At 46.3% G+C, this 19945-nt stretch carries 19 protein-coding genes; 7 read left to right on the top strand and 12 right to left on the bottom strand.

What is annotated here, in order from left to right; genetic code table 11:
• Window positions 1–268: 268 nt before the first annotated feature.
• The 4 genes from typA to A1359_RS16190 all read right to left on the bottom strand — a co-directional run bounded on the left by typA (window position 269) and on the right by A1359_RS16190 (window position 4061).
• Window positions 269–2077: a translational GTPase TypA gene (gene typA, locus A1359_RS16205; protein WP_066985481.1), complete on the bottom strand. Its 1809-nt coding sequence runs from the start codon at window positions 2075–2077 to the stop codon at window positions 269–271.
• Between the two features lie 108 nt (window positions 2078–2185).
• Window positions 2186–2578 (bottom strand): rhodanese-like domain-containing protein, encoded by a 393-nt coding sequence (locus A1359_RS16200; RefSeq protein ID WP_066985465.1) that lies wholly within the window; start codon window positions 2576–2578, stop codon window positions 2186–2188.
• A gap of 11 nt (window positions 2579–2589) precedes the next feature.
• Window positions 2590–3159, bottom strand: coding sequence for a class I SAM-dependent methyltransferase (locus A1359_RS16195; RefSeq protein ID WP_066985462.1), 570 nt, complete (start codon window positions 3157–3159; stop codon window positions 2590–2592).
• The gene (locus tag A1359_RS16190; protein WP_066985453.1) at window positions 3156–4061 is read right to left on the bottom strand and encodes a LysR family transcriptional regulator; all 906 of its coding nucleotides are present in this window, start codon (window positions 4059–4061) and stop codon (window positions 3156–3158) included. The genes A1359_RS16195 and A1359_RS16190 overlap by 4 nt, the downstream gene beginning before the upstream one ends.
• A 515-nt stretch (window positions 4062–4576) precedes the next feature.
• On the opposite strand from A1359_RS16190, the gene A1359_RS16185 reads away from it, so the two are divergent.
• From A1359_RS16185 to A1359_RS16155, 7 genes are all read left to right on the top strand, one after another.
• Window positions 4577–4903 carry a phosphoribosyl-ATP diphosphatase gene (locus tag A1359_RS16185; RefSeq protein WP_066985450.1) on the top strand — a complete coding sequence of 109 codons (327 nt, stop codon included), beginning with the start codon at window positions 4577–4579 and terminating at the stop codon, window positions 4901–4903.
• Between the two features lie 16 nt (window positions 4904–4919).
• The gene (gene tatA, locus A1359_RS16180; RefSeq protein WP_066985447.1) at window positions 4920–5135 is read left to right on the top strand and encodes a twin-arginine translocase TatA/TatE family subunit; all 216 of its coding nucleotides are present in this window, start codon (window positions 4920–4922) and stop codon (window positions 5133–5135) included.
• A gap of 6 nt (window positions 5136–5141) precedes the next feature.
• Window positions 5142–5459, top strand: a complete 318-nt coding sequence (gene tatB / locus A1359_RS16175; protein ID WP_066985444.1) for a Sec-independent protein translocase protein TatB — start codon at window positions 5142–5144, stop codon at window positions 5457–5459.
• Window positions 5443–6186 carry a twin-arginine translocase subunit TatC gene (tatC, locus tag A1359_RS16170; RefSeq protein WP_066985441.1) on the top strand — a complete coding sequence of 248 codons (744 nt, stop codon included), beginning with the start codon at window positions 5443–5445 and terminating at the stop codon, window positions 6184–6186. The genes tatB and tatC overlap by 17 nt, the downstream gene beginning before the upstream one ends.
• Window positions 6187–6867: a YggS family pyridoxal phosphate-dependent enzyme gene (locus A1359_RS16165; protein ID WP_232322307.1), complete on the top strand. Its 681-nt coding sequence runs from the start codon at window positions 6187–6189 to the stop codon at window positions 6865–6867.
• Between the two features lie 100 nt (window positions 6868–6967).
• Window positions 6968–8728, top strand: coding sequence for an arginine--tRNA ligase (gene argS, locus A1359_RS16160; RefSeq protein WP_066985438.1), 1761 nt, complete (start codon window positions 6968–6970; stop codon window positions 8726–8728).
• Complete coding sequence (locus A1359_RS16155) at window positions 8728–9369, top strand: SPOR domain-containing protein (RefSeq protein WP_066985435.1); 642 nt, start codon at window positions 8728–8730, stop codon at window positions 9367–9369. The genes argS and A1359_RS16155 overlap by 1 nt, the downstream gene beginning before the upstream one ends.
• 1 nt (window position 9370) lies before the next feature.
• Here A1359_RS16155 and A1359_RS16150 read toward each other — a convergent pair whose 3' ends face one another.
• The 8 genes from A1359_RS16150 to A1359_RS16115 all read right to left on the bottom strand — a co-directional run bounded on the left by A1359_RS16150 (window position 9371) and on the right by A1359_RS16115 (window position 19789).
• Window positions 9371–11275: an ATP-binding protein gene (locus A1359_RS16150; protein WP_066985432.1), complete on the bottom strand. Its 1905-nt coding sequence runs from the start codon at window positions 11273–11275 to the stop codon at window positions 9371–9373.
• On the bottom strand, window positions 11272–11790 hold the full coding sequence (locus A1359_RS16145) for a YfiR family protein (protein WP_232322302.1): 519 nt from the start codon (window positions 11788–11790) through the stop codon (window positions 11272–11274). The genes A1359_RS16150 and A1359_RS16145 overlap by 4 nt, the downstream gene beginning before the upstream one ends.
• A 10-nt stretch (window positions 11791–11800) precedes the next feature.
• Window positions 11801–13783 carry a TonB-dependent receptor plug domain-containing protein gene (locus tag A1359_RS16140; RefSeq protein ID WP_232322300.1) on the bottom strand — a complete coding sequence of 661 codons (1983 nt, stop codon included), beginning with the start codon at window positions 13781–13783 and terminating at the stop codon, window positions 11801–11803.
• A 125-nt stretch (window positions 13784–13908) separates the two neighbouring features.
• Window positions 13909–15147, bottom strand: coding sequence for a TIGR03862 family flavoprotein (locus A1359_RS16135; RefSeq protein WP_066985425.1), 1239 nt, complete (start codon window positions 15145–15147; stop codon window positions 13909–13911).
• A 67-nt stretch (window positions 15148–15214) separates the two neighbouring features.
• Window positions 15215–15685, bottom strand: a complete 471-nt coding sequence (locus A1359_RS16130; protein WP_066985422.1) for a nucleoside deaminase — start codon at window positions 15683–15685, stop codon at window positions 15215–15217.
• 96 nt (window positions 15686–15781) lie between these two features.
• Window positions 15782–16372: an anthranilate synthase component II gene (locus tag A1359_RS16125; RefSeq protein WP_066985420.1), complete on the bottom strand. Its 591-nt coding sequence runs from the start codon at window positions 16370–16372 to the stop codon at window positions 15782–15784.
• On the bottom strand, window positions 16369–17853 hold the full coding sequence (gene trpE, locus A1359_RS16120) for an anthranilate synthase component I (RefSeq protein ID WP_066985417.1): 1485 nt from the start codon (window positions 17851–17853) through the stop codon (window positions 16369–16371). Before trpE ends, A1359_RS16125 begins: the two co-directional genes overlap by 4 nt.
• A gap of 142 nt (window positions 17854–17995) precedes the next feature.
• Window positions 17996–19789 (bottom strand): sigma-54-dependent Fis family transcriptional regulator, encoded by a 1794-nt coding sequence (locus A1359_RS16115; protein WP_066985413.1) that lies wholly within the window; start codon window positions 19787–19789, stop codon window positions 17996–17998.
• Window positions 19790–19945 lie beyond the last annotated feature (156 nt).

Below are 19945 nucleotides of genomic sequence, written 5' to 3'. Positions count from 1 at the left end.
CTTAACTTAATGGCAGTGGACCAAACCCTGGGAAGATGGAGCGCTGTGCCAGCATATCCAGGATGCCTTCGAGATTTATGAGTTGCACCGCGAAAATCGGGAATTATCCCGCATGCTGCATGCCAACCAGTCCTTGCTGAAGAATTTGCATGATGCCTGAATTTATTTGTCTGGCTGGTCTATAGACTGACGGATATACATAGTTCGGTAAACCCGCCCCCATTTTCTGGCATTCATGGGAACGGATCACCTTGTTGGAGCACTCAGATTATCTGGACGCGCGTTTTCTTTCGTTTTCAGTCAATAAGATTTTACGCAGACGAATCGACTTAGGGGTTACTTCGACTAATTCATCATCACCGATAAACTCTAAAGCTTGCTCCAAAGTCATTTTTTGAATTTTAGCGCAGGTCAAACTATCATCAGTACCCGAAGCACGCACGTTAGTTAGCGGCTTGGGTTTAGTTGGGTTAACCACTAAATCGTTAGTCCGCGAATGAATACCGACTAATTGACCTTCATAGATTTCATCACCATTAACCACTAATAACTCACCGCGAGCTTGGAGTGGGTATAAAGAGTAATCAACCGCTTTACCTTTAGACATCGAGATCAAAACACCACGAATCCGATTACCCACAGCACCTTCTTTTACCGGGCCGTAATGATCAAATACGTGATAGAACAAACCAGACCCGGAGGTTGCGGTTAAAAACTCTGTTTGAAATCCTAATAAGCCACGAGAAGGTACAATATATTCCAAACGAATACGACCTTTACCATCTGGCACCATGTCTTTTAGATCACCTTTACGGTCACCTAATTTTTCCATGATGGCGCCTTGATGCTGTTCTTCAACTTCTATCGTTACATTTTCAAACGGTTCTGATTTAACACCGTCAATTTCTCTAATAATTACTTGCGGACGCGATACACCAAGCTCGAAACCTTCACGACGCATATTCTCGATCAAGACCGATAAATGTAATTCACCACGCCCTGATACTTTAAATTTATCCGGATCATCAGTGGTTTCAACACGTAAAGCGACGTTGTGTTGTAACTCTTTTTGTAAACGATCATAAATTTGCCGTGTGGTAATGAATTTACCTTCTTTACCCGCAAACGGTGAATTATTGACTTGGAATGTCATGCTGACAGTCGGCTCGTCAACCGATAGGGCAGGTAATGCAACAACATTATTAGGATCGCATAATGTTTCTGAAATTTTTAAATTCTCAATGCCGCAGAAAGCAATAATGTCGCCCGCTTGCGCAGTTTCAACTTCCACCCGCTCTAAGCCATGAAAACCAAACAGTTTCAACATACGACCGTTACGGGTTTTACCTTCATTATCCACGATGGTTAGCGGCATATTACGTGTCACTTTGCCATGCTGAATACGGCCGATACCGATAACGCCGACATAAGAGTTATAGTCTAAGCTGATAACCTGCATTTGGAATGGCGCATCAATCTCTACTGGTGGCGGCGCCACTTTATCAACGATGGTTTGAAACAGCGGTGTCATATCGCCACCTGAAACATCGGCTTCCAATCCAGCAAAACCATTTAACGCAGAAGCATAAACAATTGGGAAATCCAGTTGCTCATCCGTAGCGCCTAAGTTATCGAACAAATCAAAAGTTTGATCGACAACCCAATCAGGACGCGCGCCGGGGCGATCTACTTTATTGATAACCACAATAGGCTTTAAACCTAAAGCAAAGGCTTTTTTAGTCACAAAACGTGTTTGTGGCATCGGGCCGTCAACCGCATCGACTAATAATAAAACCGAGTCAACCATAGATAAAACCCGTTCAACCTCACCACCAAAATCGGCATGGCCCGGGGTGTCAACGATATTGATGTGATAGCCGTTCCAGTCTATCGCGGTATTTTTCGCCAGAATGGTAATACCACGCTCTTTTTCAAGCTCGTTGGAATCCATCATTCTTTCAGAGGTCTTTTCATGAGCAGAAAAAGTACCTGACTGCTCTAATAATTTATCAACCAACGTCGTTTTACCATGGTCAACGTGCGCAATGATTGCGATATTTCTTAATTTTTCTATCACAGGATTTACTTGGGTATTTAAAAGAATCGATACAAGGTTGATTTCGCCTATTATGCGCAAACCAACATGAAATGGGGTGGCTGGATTCTGGGTACTAACCGGCCTACATTAGCTTTGTTGCCAGGGCAAGTCGTGGAAACGCCAGCCGCCAACAGTGTTGCGATGTTTGTTTTCATCCAAAGGGCCTTCAAAGCCTTCCAGAATATTGATCAGGTGTTGGTAACCATTGGTTTCCAGTGCTTTAGCCGCATCAACTGAGCGTTGACCACTACGGCAAAGCAACAAAACCGGCGCTGATTTATCAGCTACCTGTTGCTGCACTTGTTCGACAAAAGCGGTATTTAACTGCATGCCGGGAAATTCTTTCCAAGCGACATGGATAGCTTTAGGCGGATGACCGACAAAACTGTGTTCGATAGCGGTTCTAACGTCAATCAACACAGCTGACGGGTTATCCTGCAGTAAAGCCCAAGCTTGCTTGGGGTCGAGATTTTCAATCATGTTTATACCGGTTAGAATTTTTGTCCGATGAAGCAGGCTTCATTTCTATTGCCATAACGCCAGTCGCCAATACGAGCGTATTCCTGATAAAACACCAGGCTTAGCGAGGGAAACAGGCTGAGTAATTCATTATCACCCAGCAAATAGTCCGGATTGCTAGGGCCGTGTTGATCAAGTTTGTTGCGGGTAAATGTCTGATAAAACAACAGGCCTTCGGGTTTTAAGGCTCCCATTATCGCATTACACAGGGATCGGTCAAGGAAACGACTAATGACAATTACATCATAATGCTTAAGTGGGAGGATTTTTTGTCTGATATCGCATTGCCAGGTAGTGATGGGAAGTGATATTTGATCGGCTTGAGTTTGCAAACGAGTTAAGGCAACGGAAGAAATATCCCAGGCATCGACTTGCAAACCAAGCCTGGCTAAAAACAGGGCATTACCGCCCAAACCACAGGCTAAATCGAGTGCTTTGCCTTGTTTGGGTAATAAATAAGCATGCTCGTAAAGCACTTGCGAGGGATCAATCGACTGCTGGTTATGACTATAAAATTTGTCCCATTTGGCTTGCTCAATCACGGCGCATCCATACCGATACGGTGCGGCAGCCAACCTTGAATAAAATCCAGAAAAGAACGGACTTTGGCCGATAAATATTTCCGGTGTGGATAAACCGCATAGATGGCCAACGGGCTGATAGCGTATTGTTCCATCACTACTTGCAAGCGTCCTAGCTCAATGTCGCGACCAACGATGTAGCGCGGCAACATGATCAAGCCTAAACCATTGACTGCAGCATTACGGACTGGGTCTGCCATGTTGGCTTGCATACGACCGGTGACTGTGACAGTGCGATCACCCAGTATGCCTTTGAAACGCCATTTATCACGCGGCGGTATCGCCCAATTGATCAGGCAGCTATGGTTTTCCAGATCTTCCGGATCTTGTGGTGTGCCGTGCAGATTTAGATAATCTGCTGAAGCACACACTACCAGCGATGAGCTGGCCAGTTTGCGCGCCACTAGACTGGTATCATTGAGTTGACCTAAATAAATAGCAATGTCGACACCTTCGTCAATCAAATCGACTTGCCCACCTTTTAATATCATTTCCACCGACAAATCCGGATAGTTTTTTAAATACTGAGTCAATCCGGGGGCAATATGGGTGGCGCCAATTACTGGCGGAGCACATATTTTAAGCAACCCACGAGGTTCGGTTTGTAATTTGGTAACAGCTGACTCCATCTCCTCAACATCCAGTAAAACCTGGAGACAGCGTTCGAGATACTCGGCACCCGCTTCTGTCAGACTGATACTACGAGTGGTACGATTAAATAATCGAGTATTTAGCTGGCTTTCCAGCTGCATAATATGCTTGGTCGCCATGGCTCTGGAGATATCCAACTCCTTAGCGGCGCCAGCAAAACTACCTGCTTTAGCAACCCGAGCGAATACATTCATACTGGTTAATTTATCCATTGACGCCTCATTAGCTGGATTGATATTTGCAAAAAATGTTTGACTTTTCTATTGTTTCTTTATTATTTACAATCTATTTTATAAACACACAATTGTAAACATTTTTTTATACTGTATAGTACGCTGCAACTGAAGAGCAAAGCAAGACAGCTTTGTCAAGAATGGCTTTAATTTTATTAGAATTGAAACCATATGAATGGCTTAAACAAAGATATTCTGATTACCTCCCTGTTTCACAGGTATTTTGAGTTTTAATCAGGTTTTTTGTTATTTCAAACGTGTAGTTTGCCGATACCTCCCTAAAGATAGGCAAAGCACACATATCAACGGTTAACTTTAAAGAATTTGTAACTACCTCCTGGTGTTGTAATACAAGCGGAACCTCCTCATAGCACTCTGCTTGTTTTTTTAACCTCCTTTTGCGCAAGCAATGGAGGTTTTTTTTTGCCTGTCGTTTTGGCCAGTCTTCCAACGTGATATGATTTTTTGCAGAAACCACTCAAGAGTACCTGTTAATGAATGATGTCTTACAGCAGCTAGCTGAAATTTTGGAACAACGCAAACAACAATCTGCCGATCAATCTTATGTTGCCAGTCTTTATGCCAAAGGCCTGGATCATATTTTGAAAAAAATTGGCGAAGAGGCGACAGAAACTGTTATAGCTGCTAAAGATGGTGATAAAGATAAAATTATTTATGAAACGGCTGACTTATGGTTTCATTGCATGGTGATGTTGGCAGATCAGGGCTTGGGCCCTGAACTGGTTATCAACGAATTACAGCGTCGCTTCGGCTTGTCCGGCTTACAGGAAAAGGCCCAGCGCACCAATCATCCTAATTAATATGAAGGAGTGAAAGATGGGCATTAGCATGACTCAATTGTTAATCGTACTGGTTATTGTAATTTTGGTGTTCGGTACCAAACGACTGAAAAATGTCGGTGGAGATCTGGGTGATGCCATCAAAGGTTTTCGCGGCGCCATGAAAGACGGTGAAGAGGACAAAACCATTACCGAAGAAAAAGGCGAAACCCTAGACGGCGAAGTTACCCACAAAGAAAAAGACGAGGCCTGATCGGCTATGTTTGATGTCGGCTTTTCCGAATTAGTTATGGTGGGTTTGATCGCCTTACTGGTGATCGGCCCGGAAAGACTGCCCAAGGCAGCACGCATTGCCGGTTTCTGGCTAGGCAAGACTCGCAACACGATTGCCAACGTTAAGGCGGAAATCAAACAAGAATTACATGCCGAAGAAATGCGCCAACTGCTGCAACAGCAACAAAGCATTACTGATGAATTGCAGCAAATTGCTAGCGAAACGCAAATTGCAGTAGACGATATAAAAATCAACATTGAAACCAGTGGCGAAAACACGTCAAATAATGAAAAACCCGTTTGATCCTGCAGGCGAACTGCCTTTTATCAGCCATTTGATCGAATTGCGTGATCGCTTGCTGCGTGTAGTCTTGTGCGTATTACTGGTCTTTATCGGCACCGCCAGTTACGCCAACGAAATATATCAATATATTGCAGAGCCCTTATTGGTGCATATGCCCAAAAACAGCACCATGATCGCAATTGACGTCGCCTCGCCGTTTTTTACCCCGATTAAATTGGCATTAGTAGTAGCGATATTTGCCTGCATTCCCTACATATTGTTTCAATTTTGGGGTTTTGTAGCCCCCGGCCTCTATCGCCATGAAAAACTGATGGTATTACCGCTATTATTCGCCAGCACAGTGCTGTTCTATACCGGCGCGGCATTTGCGTATTTTGTGGTGTTTCCGTTAGTTTTTGGTTATTTAACTTCGGCAGCACCCGCTGGTGTAACGGTGATGACCGATATTGCCACTTATCTGGATTTTATATTGGCAATGTTTTTTGCCTTTGGGGTGTCGTTTGAAATACCTATTTTCACCATAGTTTTAGTTTGGGCCGGAATTACCACGCCCCAGAGCCTGTCTGAAAAACGCCCTTATGTGATTGTCGGCGTATTTGTGGTTGCAATGTTTCTAACCCCGCCCGATGCGCTGTCGCAAACTTTGTTAGCCGTCCCTATGTGGCTGTTATTTGAATCAGGCTTGCTTTTTTCCAGGTTTTTTGTCGGTAAACGCCGGGAAGATTAAATGACAGACAGCATGGTTGAGCGTTTTCAACACATACAAAGTCAAATTCGCCACGCCACCGGTATTGCCAGTCGACCACGCGGTAGCGTGCAATTACTGGCTGTTAGTAAAACCAAGCCAGCGAGTGATATTGCTGCGTTATATAGACTAGGGCAGCGACATTTTGCCGAGAATTACCTGCAAGAAGCCTTGCTCAAGCAGCAGCAATTAGCCGCATTTAACATCACTTGGCATTTTATCGGACCAATCCAATCCAATAAAACCAAACCACTAGCCAGCCATTTCGATTGGGTGCACAGCGTCGATCGCTTAAAAATTGCTCAACGTCTTAGTGAACAACGCCCTGACTATTTGCCGCCGCTAAACATTTGCCTACAAGTCAATATTAGCGAAGAAAGCAGTAAATCCGGCGTTAGTATTGGCAAGCTACCCGATTTAGTTGCGGCAGTAAGCGCATTACCCCGCATACGACTACGAGGGGTAATGGCTATACCGGAGCCCGAATCAAACTACGCCAAACAACGCCAACCCTATCGACAACTGTATCTAGCGGTACAGCAACTTAATAGACCGGAGTTAGATAGCTTTTCGTTTGGCATGAGCGGGGATTTGAAGGCCGCCATCATGGAGGGCGCCAGCATGGTTAGAGTTGGCACTGCCCTGTTTGGTAAACGTCTCTAACGACTCATATCTTCCTCACCTAAGCCCACCTTGGTAGCTATTAAGGGCTTTTTAATAGATAATAAGGACAATTTTTACCTACTTTTTCTTAGCTCCGATAATGAAACATAAGCTCGAATACCTGTTGCAACATGCTGTTGATGCCCTGAAAACGCAAGGTGTTCTTGACCATGAAATTGTTGTGCAAGTTAATTTGGAACGCGCGCGCGACAGTCAACATGGTGATTTTGCCACTAACCTGGCCATGCTGCTGGCTAAACCCGCCAAAACCAATCCTCGCCAACTGGCTGAAAAAATCATCGCCGAAATTCCCACCCATAACCTGGTTAGCAAAGTTGAAATTGCTGGCCCCGGCTTTATCAATTTTTTCATCAACCCTGATAGCCAATTTGAAATCGTTAAACATATCCATGATGCCGGCTCTGAGTTTGGCTTAAGCGACATCGGTGCCGGTAAACGGGTGCAGGTGGAATTTGTCTCGGCTAATCCAACAGGACCGCTTCATGTCGGCCATGGTCGCGGAGCTGCCTATGGTTCGGCTGTAGCAGACTTATTGCAAGCCGCCGGCTTCAAAGTTGAGCGCGAATATTATGTCAACGATGCCGGCCGGCAGATGGACATTCTGGCTACTAGTGTCTGGTTACGCTATTTGGAAGAATGTGGCGAAGTGTTGCCATTTCCCAGTAACGGTTATCGCGGTGAATATGTGCGCGAAACCGCGTTTAATTTACACAAAAAATCGGGTAACGATTATCGCCGACCGGTTGAATTGGTGCTGGAAGACATTCCGCCCGATGAGCTGCAAGGCGGCGACAAGGAAAAACATATAGATGCCTTGATCGATCGTGCTAAAACTTTATTAGGACCGAACCAATACAATGATGTATTTCAGGCCGGTTTGAATGAGATTCTTGCCGATATCAAAGACGATTTGCAGGAATTTGGCGTTAGCTATCAACACTGGTTTTCCGAACGCTCGCTGATGGAGGATAACTCTCTACAGCTAGCACTACAACGCTTGGATGAAGCGGGATATCTCTACAAACAGGATGGTGCCACTTGGTTTGCTTCCAGCCGCTTGGGTGATGAAAAAGATCGAGTGGTAATACGCGACAATGGTCAAAGCACCTATTTTGCCTCCGATATTGCTTATCACATGAACAAACTGGATCGCGGCTTTGATCAAATTGTGAATATCTGGGGTGCCGATCACCATGGCTATATTCCACGTGTCAACGCAGCCATGCAAGCTTTGGGTGCAGATAATTCCAAGTTAAAAGTATTACTGGTGCAATTTGCGGTGCTGTATCGAGGTGATGAAAAAGTACAGATGTCCACCCGATCCGGTGAATTTGTCACCTTGCGTCAATTGCGCAACGAAGTAGGCAAAGATGCTTGCCGTTTTTTTTATGTGATGCGTAAATCCGAGCAGCACATGGATTTTGATTTAAAGCTGGCTACCTCCAAAAGCAATGAGAACCCGGTTTATTATGTGCAGTATGCCTATGCGAGGGTTTGCAGCGTGTTGCGGCAACTGGATGAAAAAGGCCGTGAACGCAATTTACATTTGGGCATGCAACATTTGAATTTACTGACTGAAGCGCAGGAAACTGCCTTATTGACCACTTTATCTAAATATCCTGAGATATTGGAACGCTCTGCGCTGCAATACGAACCACACCAATTAATTCATTACCTGCGTGAATTAGCCAATCAGTTTCATAGTTATTACAATGCCCATCAGTTTTTAGTGGACGATGAGCCGCTATGCAATGCGCGTCTAAATTTAATTTGCGCAGTCAAGCAAGTGCTGGCCAACGCTCTGAACTTACTGAAAATCCATCTGCCGGAATCGATGTAATGCCCAGAGACTATAAACATCGCGTACAGTCCAGTAGTTACAACGCGACACGCAGACGCCAAAAAAAGGGACCAACCCTGTGGTGGCGCTGGTTGTTAGTCGCGGCCTTGATTGTGGCGTTTATAGTGTTTTTGAATATGATACGTAACAAGGTGACTGAGCTGGTTTCCGGCAATGCGGAAGTCGAGGTTAGCCAACCTATCAAACAAGAAATTCCGCTTCAACCCAAAACAACCGCTACTAACGAAGCGGAAAAGAAACCAGAGCCAAAACCAGAACCAGAACCCGAACAACCAGTAGAACCCAGCTACGATTTTTATACGATTTTGCCGCAGGCAGAAACCGTGGTACCGGATTATGAAATCAAAAGTCGGGTTCGTGAAGAACTAGTGGGCAAAACCAAAGCCAGCAAATATATGATGCAAGCGGGTTCATTTCGTGAAGCTGCCGATGCCGAACGTCATAAAGCCCGGTTGGCCACTCTCGGTATTGAAGCTAAGGTTGAAAAAGCAAAAGTAGGTAATGTTAATTGGCATCGCATCAAAATCGGACCTTACGATAACCCTACCAGCGTTGCCACCATCAAAGAATTACTGCAAAAGAATGGTATTGGCGTAATAGTCACCGAGCAGGGAAAGTAGGCTATAGTTTTTCAGGCTTAACCCATTTTGCTAGCACCCTGTACAAAGTGATCGGCAAGATGGGTTTACTGATGTGATCGACCATCCCAGCCTGTAGGCATTTTAATCTGTCTTCCTGCATAGCGTTGGCTGTCATGGCTATGATAGGCAGATCTTGATACTCTGGCATTTCTTTTATGCGTTGAGTTGCCATATAGCCATCCATAACCGGCATCTGCACATCCATCAAAACAGTATCGTACCGATTACATTGCACTTTATTTAAGGCAATGGCACCATTTTCGGCAATATCAACCTGGATTTGCATTTTTTTCAGCAACTCCACTGCCACAATCCGATTAATCTCATTATCTTCCGCCAGCAATACCCGCATACCCGGCAGGACTTGTAACTGCTGAGATTCAAGTTGTAGGTGATCTTGCTGTTCTACCTGCCTAACATTGGTTAAATCGGACAGGCCGAATCTAACTGTAAATATAAAACGAGAACCGACATTCAGTTCACTTTCCAAATAAATACTGCCGCCCATTTGTTCGATCAATCGCTTTGAAATAATCAAACCCAAGCCAGTGCCACCGTAATTGCGCGTGACGCTACTGTCACCCTGAGTAAAAGCCTGAAACAAGCGGTTTTGTTGTTCGACACTGATACCAATTCCTGTATCGCTGACACAAAACTGCAAAAAAACCTTTTCTGAATCACGACTGATTTCACTGACAGTCACCTTGACTTCACCACGCGCGGTAAATTTAATGGCATTGCCGATTAAATTGATTAAAACTTGCTGCAAACGTTGTGGGTCACCTATGACAGCAAGGCCGTGGTCTGTTTGTGAGTGATTTAAGCTGAGATTTTTACGAGCCGATAGCTCTGCCATGGTGGAATACACCTGATCCAGTATATCCTGCAGTAAAAATGGAATGCTCTCCAGCTCCATTTTACCGGCTTCCATTTTGGAAAAATCCAAAATATCGTTAATGATAGTCATCAGCGAGCGTGATGCCATTTGTACGCGTTGCAGATATTGACATTGTTTGTCAGTCAACGGGGTATTCAGACACAGTTCCACCAACCCCACGATAGCGTTCATCGGCGTACGAATTTCGTGACTCATATTGGCCAAAAACTCACTTTTGGCCTGATTAGCCGATTCGGCGGCTTGCTTGGCTATTTGCAGTTCATGGGTACGGTTAAGTACTTGCATTTCCAAGTCAGTTTCATTTAGCTGAATCTGCTGCAGCATGTTATTAAAAGCATCTGATAAATCACTGATTTCATCATTACCGGCATATACCGAGCGCATGCTGTAATCATTGTCACGTTCGATCTGACGTGCAGTCTCGGCTAACTGTATGATAGGACGCAGCAACGAGCGTTGCAGACGTAATACAAACAAGCCGGCCAAACTCAGCGCAATGAAGACAATGCCGGCGTTAATGGCCATGTTGTCTAACAAAGCAAGATAATGCCGATGTAAATCTGCGACTAGCGTAATGTTGCCGACGATCTCATCATTACTAAATAAAATAGCTCGTCGGACCTCGCGAGTTTGGGGTAAAAAAGCCGGCCAAAAGCCGGTCCAATGTTGTTCCGCATGCGCATAGGTGGCAAAAGTTTCTCCCGATGAGTTTTCAATAATCGCAGCAATGATGTCGGGGTCATGCTTGAGTGAATCCAAAACTTCTTTAGCCGTTTTGTTGTCATCGAATAACAAGGCGACACTGCTATTTTGCCCTATCATATCGGCCATTAATGTGAGTTGATTGCCTATGTTTTCATGCAGCGCGTTATATTCACGAAACGCCAATGTCAAGCTTGCCACCAACAGCGTTAAACCTGCCATCAGTCTCAGAATTAACGCCAGCTTGCGGCTGATGGAAACTCGAGGTTTATGTCTTATGCTCATTCCAGTATCTCCGCCATTCGCAACAGTTTTGAGCTGAGCCGTAAATTGGCTGCCCTGACTGAAGCAAGATTGACTATTAGCTTTAATTTATTATCACGCAGGGTAAATTGAATCATGCCGCCCTTGCTGGCAAACTGCTCAACATCGCTGACCAGTAATACATGGTGTATTTTGGCTTGCGTCAGCATCGCTTCGGAAAGCGCATCCAGTTCGCTGAGAAACAAAATCTGGCATTGCTCGATAGCAAAAACAGGATCGAGCAGAATATGTACGATTTTGTTATCGACTTCCATGCCTTCCAGCGCCGGCAGATAAAAACGCAAAGGATTGTCACCTTTTACGCAGATAGTCATTTGTGTCGAATCTGGCCATTGCGCCAGTTCGGCAAAATGAAATAGATAAGCGGTTTTAAGTTGATATTCGCGACTTATGGCTGGGTTAGCGTCGCCACAGCAAATACCAGGCAGACAAAAACCAATACTCAACAAGAGTAATTTCAGGATTGCCTTGGTCACAATCCCGCTCTCAAAAGCGCCAGGAAAATTGCGCAACATAACCGCGCTGGATTTGACTAGCTACCGGAATATACAAAATATCACTGAATTCCGGGTGTTGGTTATCGAGCAGGTTTTGCCCACTGAATGATAACTCCAGATCTTTATGCGGATGCCAGCCCAAGCGCAAATCAAGTGTGAAATAAGCCGGTATGCTTGTTCGGTCTACATAAATCTCATCGACGAAACGACCCCAGGCATCCAGTTCAATTTCAGGGGTCAGGTTAAATAATGAGCGTAATGATAGTCTATGTTGCGGATTGAAATGTTGCTCGGCATCCGGGTCGCGAAACCACGATACATTGGCATCATACTTGGCATCGAATTGATTGCCGCTATATGAAGCCTGCAGGCGCCAATCATGATTAACCCGATAATTGATGGACATCTCCAGGCCATAGCTTTCAACATGCCGGTAATTACCGACTGTGGCTTCCAACACATTACCGTAGATAGGGTCTGTTCTGACATTACCGGTAAATTTAGTACCCTGCATGCGATCGTAGATGTTGTAAAACAGCGCGGTATCGATATCGAGATTACTGGCAATCTGCCAGCGCCAACCTAACTCATAAGCCAGCAGGTTTTCAGTCAGCATGTCAGGATTGGCTGTGGCCTCAAAAAACGTGTTGCTACCGGGTATAGTTTTAAACAAACGAATGCTGTGCTGAGCCCGGTTAGGCAGTACGACCGCACGCGATACTGCTGCCCATAAGCTATGTTGTTTATTGGGCATCCATAGTAAGCGTGCGTTAGGTTCAGTTTCCCAGCCGGTGTAGGTAAAATGCTCTACCCGATTGCCCAACGTCAGAACCCAATCTTCAAACAGATCAATTTGATCCTGTAAAAATACGCCGACATTGTGTTGCGTGTATTTCTCTGGCTCAAAGCCCAACGTCAGGGTGTTATCAAAATTGTCGCTGATGATTTGGTAATTGAGTCCCCACATTAAGTGATGATTGTCATAGCTTGGCAGGCTGTGTTGAAAATCCAGCACCCCCTGTGAGCGGCTCATATTATTCGTCGTCAAATCCCAATTGGTTTGGGTAAATGACATATTCAAATCCGTATGATGACCACTGTCGGTAAGATGCTTCCAACTGCCTTGCAAACTACCTGTTATGCCATCGCGACCAAAATCATCCTGCCGCCAAAGTGGCGGCGTGGGTGACGATACGCCGATGAAATAGCCATGCTGACGATAGCGGGATACATTACCTTCCAGCATCAATTGATCATGTTCGCTCAATTGACTGTCCAAACGAAAATTACCGGTCTCTGTATCGCCATTATCGTGAGTATCCTGATCACCCACCAAGTCAATACTGGCGTCACGATGAATGCCACTCAGTGTGCCACGCAAAAAAGTCGCATCGGACAATTTTCCGCCGTAACGTATCCCGCCAAAGCCCTGTTCTTCAGTGCCACCACCTCCGCTGAGTAAACCGCCTTGGGTATCCTGTGCGGAACGAGTGACAATGTTGATGGTGCCATTGACCGCATTAGCGCCCCACAAACTACCGCTGGGTCCACGTAACACTTCAATACGTTCAATATCCTGTAAGGCAGGGGTTTGCTGCCCCCAATACACACCACTCACCAACGGATCGTAAATGCTACGGCCGTCTATCATCACTTGTAGTTTATTGGCATAAAGATCGTTAAAACCGCGCGCACTGACGGCCCAATTCCAGGCATTGATTTTGGCCACATTCATACCTGGCACCATCCTTAATACTTCCGGCAAACTGGTAACCCCGGCCCGCCGAATGTCTTCAGAGGTAATCACAAATGCAGCCGCTGGGCTATTTTGAACCGACTGTTCCTGACGAGCCAGACCGGATACATCTAGCACAGTGAGTTCTTCCCAACTCAAAGGCAATAGTTCGCGGGTCGATTCAATGGTATCGGATGGAAACTCTTCAGCTAATAAAGCTTGAGTCAGTAGGTACAAAAAAAGTACTAGACCGACTCGGTGGCGCGAGAAGTATAAACACATAGCTAACGGTCAGACAGGGCTGGAAAATATGAATTATAGTGGAGGCTAAGCGTTGATACGGATTTAAAACAGCCTGTTGGTTACGCTTGCTGTTTTAACCAATCCAAAGCACCCAATCCAGCAGCTCGCCCGGTTGCCAGACAGGCGGTTAATAAGTAGCCGCCGGTGGGGGCTTCCCAATCCAGCATTTCGCCGGCGCAAAACACACCCGGTCGATTTTTTAACATTAAATGTTCATCACAGGCTAAAAAACTCACACCACCGGCACTGCTAATGGCTTCTACCAGTGGACGGGTTGCTAATAGTTTGATCGGCAAGGCTTTTAGAGTGTTGCCTAGCAGTTTAGAATCATGCATTTGTTCGGCGGATAAAGCTTCGCGCAGCAAAGCTAATTTGGCAGCATCTAAATTTAAACATTTACGAAGATGATTGCTCAATGAAGCTTTACCGCGCGGCTTAGACAAGCGGGATAAGATATCGCTTAAGTCTCGGTCCGGACTTAAATCCAAATAAATTAGCGCGGAACCTGACAGGCTAATTTCATCTCGCAACATCGCCGAGCAGGCGTAAATCAATCCGCCTTCCAGACCATACTTGGTCAGCATTAATTCACCTGCTTGGCTGAATTTATTATCTTGAGTACTGCTAAAATCCAGTCTGACGGCTTTTATAGGTATACCGGCAAATTTATCGCGGAAAAACGCACTCCACGCAACTTCAAAACCGCAATTAGCCGGTTGTAGTGGGGCCACTTCGACACTGAGTTGCTGCAACACCGGTAGCCAGGCTGCGTTTGAACCTAGTTGTGGCCAACTGCCGCCACCCAAAGCCAGAATCACTACATCGGCAACCACTGCTATTTCGGCATCGTTGTGAGCAAAGCGTAGCAAGTTAACATCAGTCCAACCCAGCCAGCGATGACGCATGTGAAACTGTACGCCAGACTCGCGCAATCGATGTAGCCAAGCGCGTAGCAAAGGCGCTGCTTTCATTTCGGTTGGGAATACCCGACCCGACGAACCGACAAAGGTTTCGATACCCAAACCCAGAGCCCAGGCCCTTAGTGCAGCCGGCGAAAATTCCAGTAACATGGGTTCCAATTCTATCCGGCGACTACCGTAGCGGGCCACAAACGGCTCGAAGGCCTCTGCATGAGTAATATTCATCCCACCTTTACCGGCCATCAAAAACTTGCGGCCTGCCGAAGGCATGGCATCATAAACATCTACTTTCATGCCGGCTTGGCTTAACACTTCTGCGGCCATTAAGCCAGCAGGGCCAGCACCGATAATGGCAACAGATTTAGTAGAGCAGGTCATGTAGCGTCTGCTTGCTTGGCATCAAGCGAAAGGGCGCAAAGATATTCTTGTAGAATTTGAAATCACTTTATGGCGTAGATTCAAGGTTGCATTGATCGCATTCACCAATATCTTCAAACCAAATATGTGGAGAAACCTCGATAAACTGCTTCATTAATGCTGTGCATTTTTCATCGTGCATTTCAATAACGTTAACTCCAGCCTCTCGCAACCAATCCAGATGCCCCTCAAAGTTGGCCGATTCACCCACCACTACAGTGCCTATATTGAATTGACGGATCAATCCTGAGCAATACCAGCAGGGTGCTAATGTCGTCACCAAAATCTTGTCGCGATAATTGTTTTGGCGGCCAGCCTTACGGAACGCATCGGTTTCACCATGTACCGAAGGATCGTTATCTTGCACCCGCCGATTACGCCCGCGACCCAACAAATTTCCATCAGCATCAAATAAGGCCGCCCCGACCGGTACCCCGCCTTCATCAAATCCAGATTGAGCTTCGGCGTAGGCAATAGCAAGCATGTCTCTGTAATCCATCATATTTCTCCGAATCTAAAGCTGGATGAGAAAATGGCAGCCTCAATATGTACAGTGAAATCGAGACTACTATCTAACCGAACTTAAACAGCCAAATTAACGCTGCAAAAAATTCCGCAACATGTCATGTCCATGTTCGGTCAAAATCGACTCCGGGTGGAATTGCACACCTTCGATGTCCAGGGTTTTGTGGCGTACACCCATGATCTCGTCGATATTGCCGGCTTCGTCCTGGGTCCAGGCGGTAATTTCCAGGCAATCCGGCAAGCTGGCTTGTTCTATCACCAGCGAATGGTAGCGGGTGGCGGTGAATGGGTTGCTCAAGCCTTTGAATACGCCGACATCGTTGTGATACACCGGCGAGGTCTTACCGTGCATAATGCTTTTGGCGTGAATAATGTTGCCGCCGAAAGCGTAGCCTATGCTTTGGTGGCCGAGACAAACCCCCAATAGCGGGATTTTACCGGCATAAGTGCGGATGGTTTCTACCGAGATGCCAGCTTCCTTTGGCGTACATGGGCCGGGGGATATAACGATTTTATCCGGCTGCAGCGCGGCGATGTCTGCGACGCTGACTTCGTCATTGCGTACTACCGTGACATCGGCACCCAGTTCGCCGAAATATTGCACCAGGTTATAGGTAAACGAGTCGTAATTGTCGACCATTACCACTTTAATGGCGCTCATGCTTTTCCTCCGAGGCCGGCTTCGGCCATGCTGACGGCGCGGAACACCGCCCGGCCTTTATTCATAGTTTCATCCCATTCGTTGCGCGGCACGGAATCGTAGACGATGCCGGCCCCGGCCTGAATGTGCAGGGTTTGATCTTTAATCACCGCGGTGCGAATGGCAATTGCCGTATCCAGATTGCCGGACCAGGAAATATAACCCACCGCACCGGAATAAATACCGCGTTTGACCGGCTCCAGTTCGTCGATAATTTCCATGGCGCGAATCTTCGGTGCGCCGCTGACGGTGCCGGCCGGGAAGGTTGCAGCCAGCACGTCGAAGGCATTTTTGCCGTCTTGTAACTCGCCGGTGACATTGGAGACGATATGCATGACATGCGAATAACGCTCGATAATCATCTTGTCGGTTAATTTGACGCTGCCGATTTTCGCCACCCGACCGGCATCATTACGGCCCAGATCGATCAACATCAAGTGCTCGGCGATTTCCTTGGGATCAGCCAGCAACTCTTGCTCCAAAGCCAGATCCTGCTCGTGATTGGCGCCACGTGGGCGGGTGCCAGCGATGGGTCTGACAGTAATTTCGTCGTCTTCCAGGCGGACTAAAATCTCCGGCGAAGAACCAACGATATGAAAGTCATGCAGATTCAGGTAATACATATAGGGCGACGGATTCAAGCAACGCAGTGCCCGGTATAAATCCAGCGCTGAGGCGTTAAATGGAATCGACATCCGTTGCGACAACACCACCTGCATGACATCGCCATCAGTTATGTATTGTTTAGCTTTTACTACCGCGTCTTCAAAACCCTGCTGGGTAAAGCCGGAAATAAAATCCGATTCCTTAACCTGCTTAGAACTGACGTGCGGTTGCGGACGGGCTTTTAAAGAATGCAGCTGATTAACCAATTCGGCCAAACGGGCTTGGGCATTTTCTAGCGCATTGGCCTGGCTAGGGTCGGCATGGGTCAGTAACAACATTTTGCCGGACAGATTGTCAAACACCAGCAAGTCTTCCGATACCATCAATAAAATATCCGGCGTGCCGATAGGGTCTGGCTTGGCTTTGGATTGTAAACGCGGCTCGATATAGCCTATGGTTTCGTAACCGAAATAACCCACCAAACCACCATTAAAACGCGGCAAGCCTTCTATATCAGGCACTTGGTATTGCTGGCGAAACGCTTCTATCCATTCCAGCGGTTTCGGATGTTCAAAACTTTCTGTGGCTGCCTCATCGTTTTCGATAGTGATCTGGAGGCCACTGATTTTGACTCGGATTTTACAGGGCAAACCGATGATGGAATAACGCCCCCACTGTTCGCCACCGTGGACCGATTCGAATAAATAAGAATAAGCACCATCTGCTAATTTCAGATAAGCGCTGAGCGGGGTATCCAGGTCGGCCAGCACTTCGCGGCAGACGGGGATGCGGTTGTAGCCCTGCTGGGCGTATTCTTTAAATTGCGCGGGTGTCATTGCTGTTGCTCTGGATAGGGTCTGGATTCGACCGTTGCGATACGACCGAAGATTGTAACTCACAAAGCGCCAAGCAGCGACCAACAAGCTGTATAAAACACCGACCAAGCCTTTTTCGACTATTGCTCAAAGCCGATTTAACTTAACTGATACTTGAATGTTCGCGCCAATCGATTTTATCCAACCCGAAACGATCTATCTTTTTGTACAATGTGGTACGAGTAATGCCCAATATTTTAGCCGCTAACGAAATATTACCGGCACATTCTCGCAGTGTGGCATGTATACCGTACAGTTCCCAATCTTTCAGTGTCATATTTCCATCTTGTAAGGCTGAACCGACAGAATTGGGCAGCTTATACGTCTGGCTGCCAGAGGGGTTTGCCAACATGGTTTTGTTGAGTTCTTCGACAAAATCCAGCGGTAAGTCCTGTTGAGTGATGAACTCTGCACCGGCAGTATAGAGTGTCGCACGCAGTACATTGATTAATTGCCGAATGTTGCCAGGCCAAGGGTGTTGCTCAATGATGGCCATCACACTGGGGCAAATACTGATTGATTGCGGGTTCGGCAGATTGGCGAGCTCTCGTTGCAGAATGTGGTGGATTATCGCCAGTTTGTCATCGCGTTCGCGCAATGCCGGCAGATGGATTTGTGCCCCGTTGAGACGGTAATAAAGATCACGGCGAAAACGGCCAGCTTCCACGGACTCTTGTAGTGGTACGTTGGTAGCGGCGACTATCTGCACATCAACCTGAATTGGCTTGCTACCACCGATAGGGGTAAATTCCGATGTTTCCAATACCCGGAGTAGCGTTGTTTGTAAATCCAGACTCATATCACCAATTTCATCCAGAAATAGAATGCCTTTGTCAGCCAACAGGAATTTGCCCGGTTTGCCACCGTTACGGGCGCCAGTGAAGCTGCCACTTTCATAGCCGAATAGCTCACTTTCAATAAGGTCGTGGGGAATCGATGCGCAATTGATGGCGATCAGGGCTTGCTGCCGGCGCGGACCGGCATTTTTCAGCAAATTGACAAAATGATCCTTACCTACACCTGATTCACCGGTAATTAGAATCGGAATTTTATGTGTTTGCAGCTTGACTGCTTTGTCGACTAAAGCCGCCAACTCCCCTGATATCGCCGATTCATCGGCAAGCGGCGGTTTTTTTGCCAGTTTGAACGGTATCTTTTCCAGCACCCTAGCCTGGGCCAGAGGATTTTGCGCCAGCGGCAAATTTGTATTGAGCAACACGCAAAGCAGGTGGAGTAAGGCGAAGAGCGAATTCATGCTTTCCTGCCTATCACTAATCAAACCAATCACTGCCAACAGTTCGCCATGGTCATCCAGCAATGGGTAACCGACGGTGCTAAAGGGGTGTAGCGCACTCAAAAAATGCTCCATGCCCTGAAATGCCATCGGTTGCTTAAGATGTACCGCACTACCAATACCATTATTACCTAGTACTCGCTCACCCCAATGGCTGTTTTTTTCATATAGATTGGGCAAAATAGAGCCGGTAAACGCGTTTTCGCCTAGCACCTGTAACAAAACCCCCTCTGCGTCTGTTAGCACCAACATTACACCGGCTTCCTGCAAAAATACGTGAAACTGGTGGCTGAGATGAATTAGCAATTGCGAGATGTCATGCGCTCGCTGGTCGTTGTTATATGTTGGTGGGTTTTGGTCTATGTGTAGCTTGTCCCAATTGGCGAAATTGCCCAGTGGTAACTGATAATCTTCCAGGCAGCGTCGCCAGGCTTCCGTAACCTCAGGCCTGACCCAGTCTACATGATTGGGTACGGATCGGCTTTGATTCATCCACTGCCAGGCTTGTACCGGACGATCTATCTCAAATTCAAGTGTGCGTTTGTAGAAAAAAGCTTCTTGAACAACTTTAACCTTATTGGGTAGGCATAGAGTAATATCCATTTATTCTCTCGATTTTGATTCACTAAAACAGTTTCGGTACGAAACATATTTAAAAACAGTCATTTAGATCTGTTTAGCCTATTCAAAATAGCAAAATCAAAAAAATAGGCAATGTGACATAACGTCACATTGCCTTGCCCCATATTAAGGAAAGGA

It is taken from the genome of Methylomonas lenta (genome assembly GCF_001644015.1).
In the GTDB taxonomy this organism is placed as follows: Bacteria; Pseudomonadota; Gammaproteobacteria; order Methylococcales; family Methylomonadaceae; genus Methylomonas; species Methylomonas lenta.
Note: the sequence above shows the minus strand (reverse complement) of the source record. Positions and strands in the feature narration are given on the sequence as shown.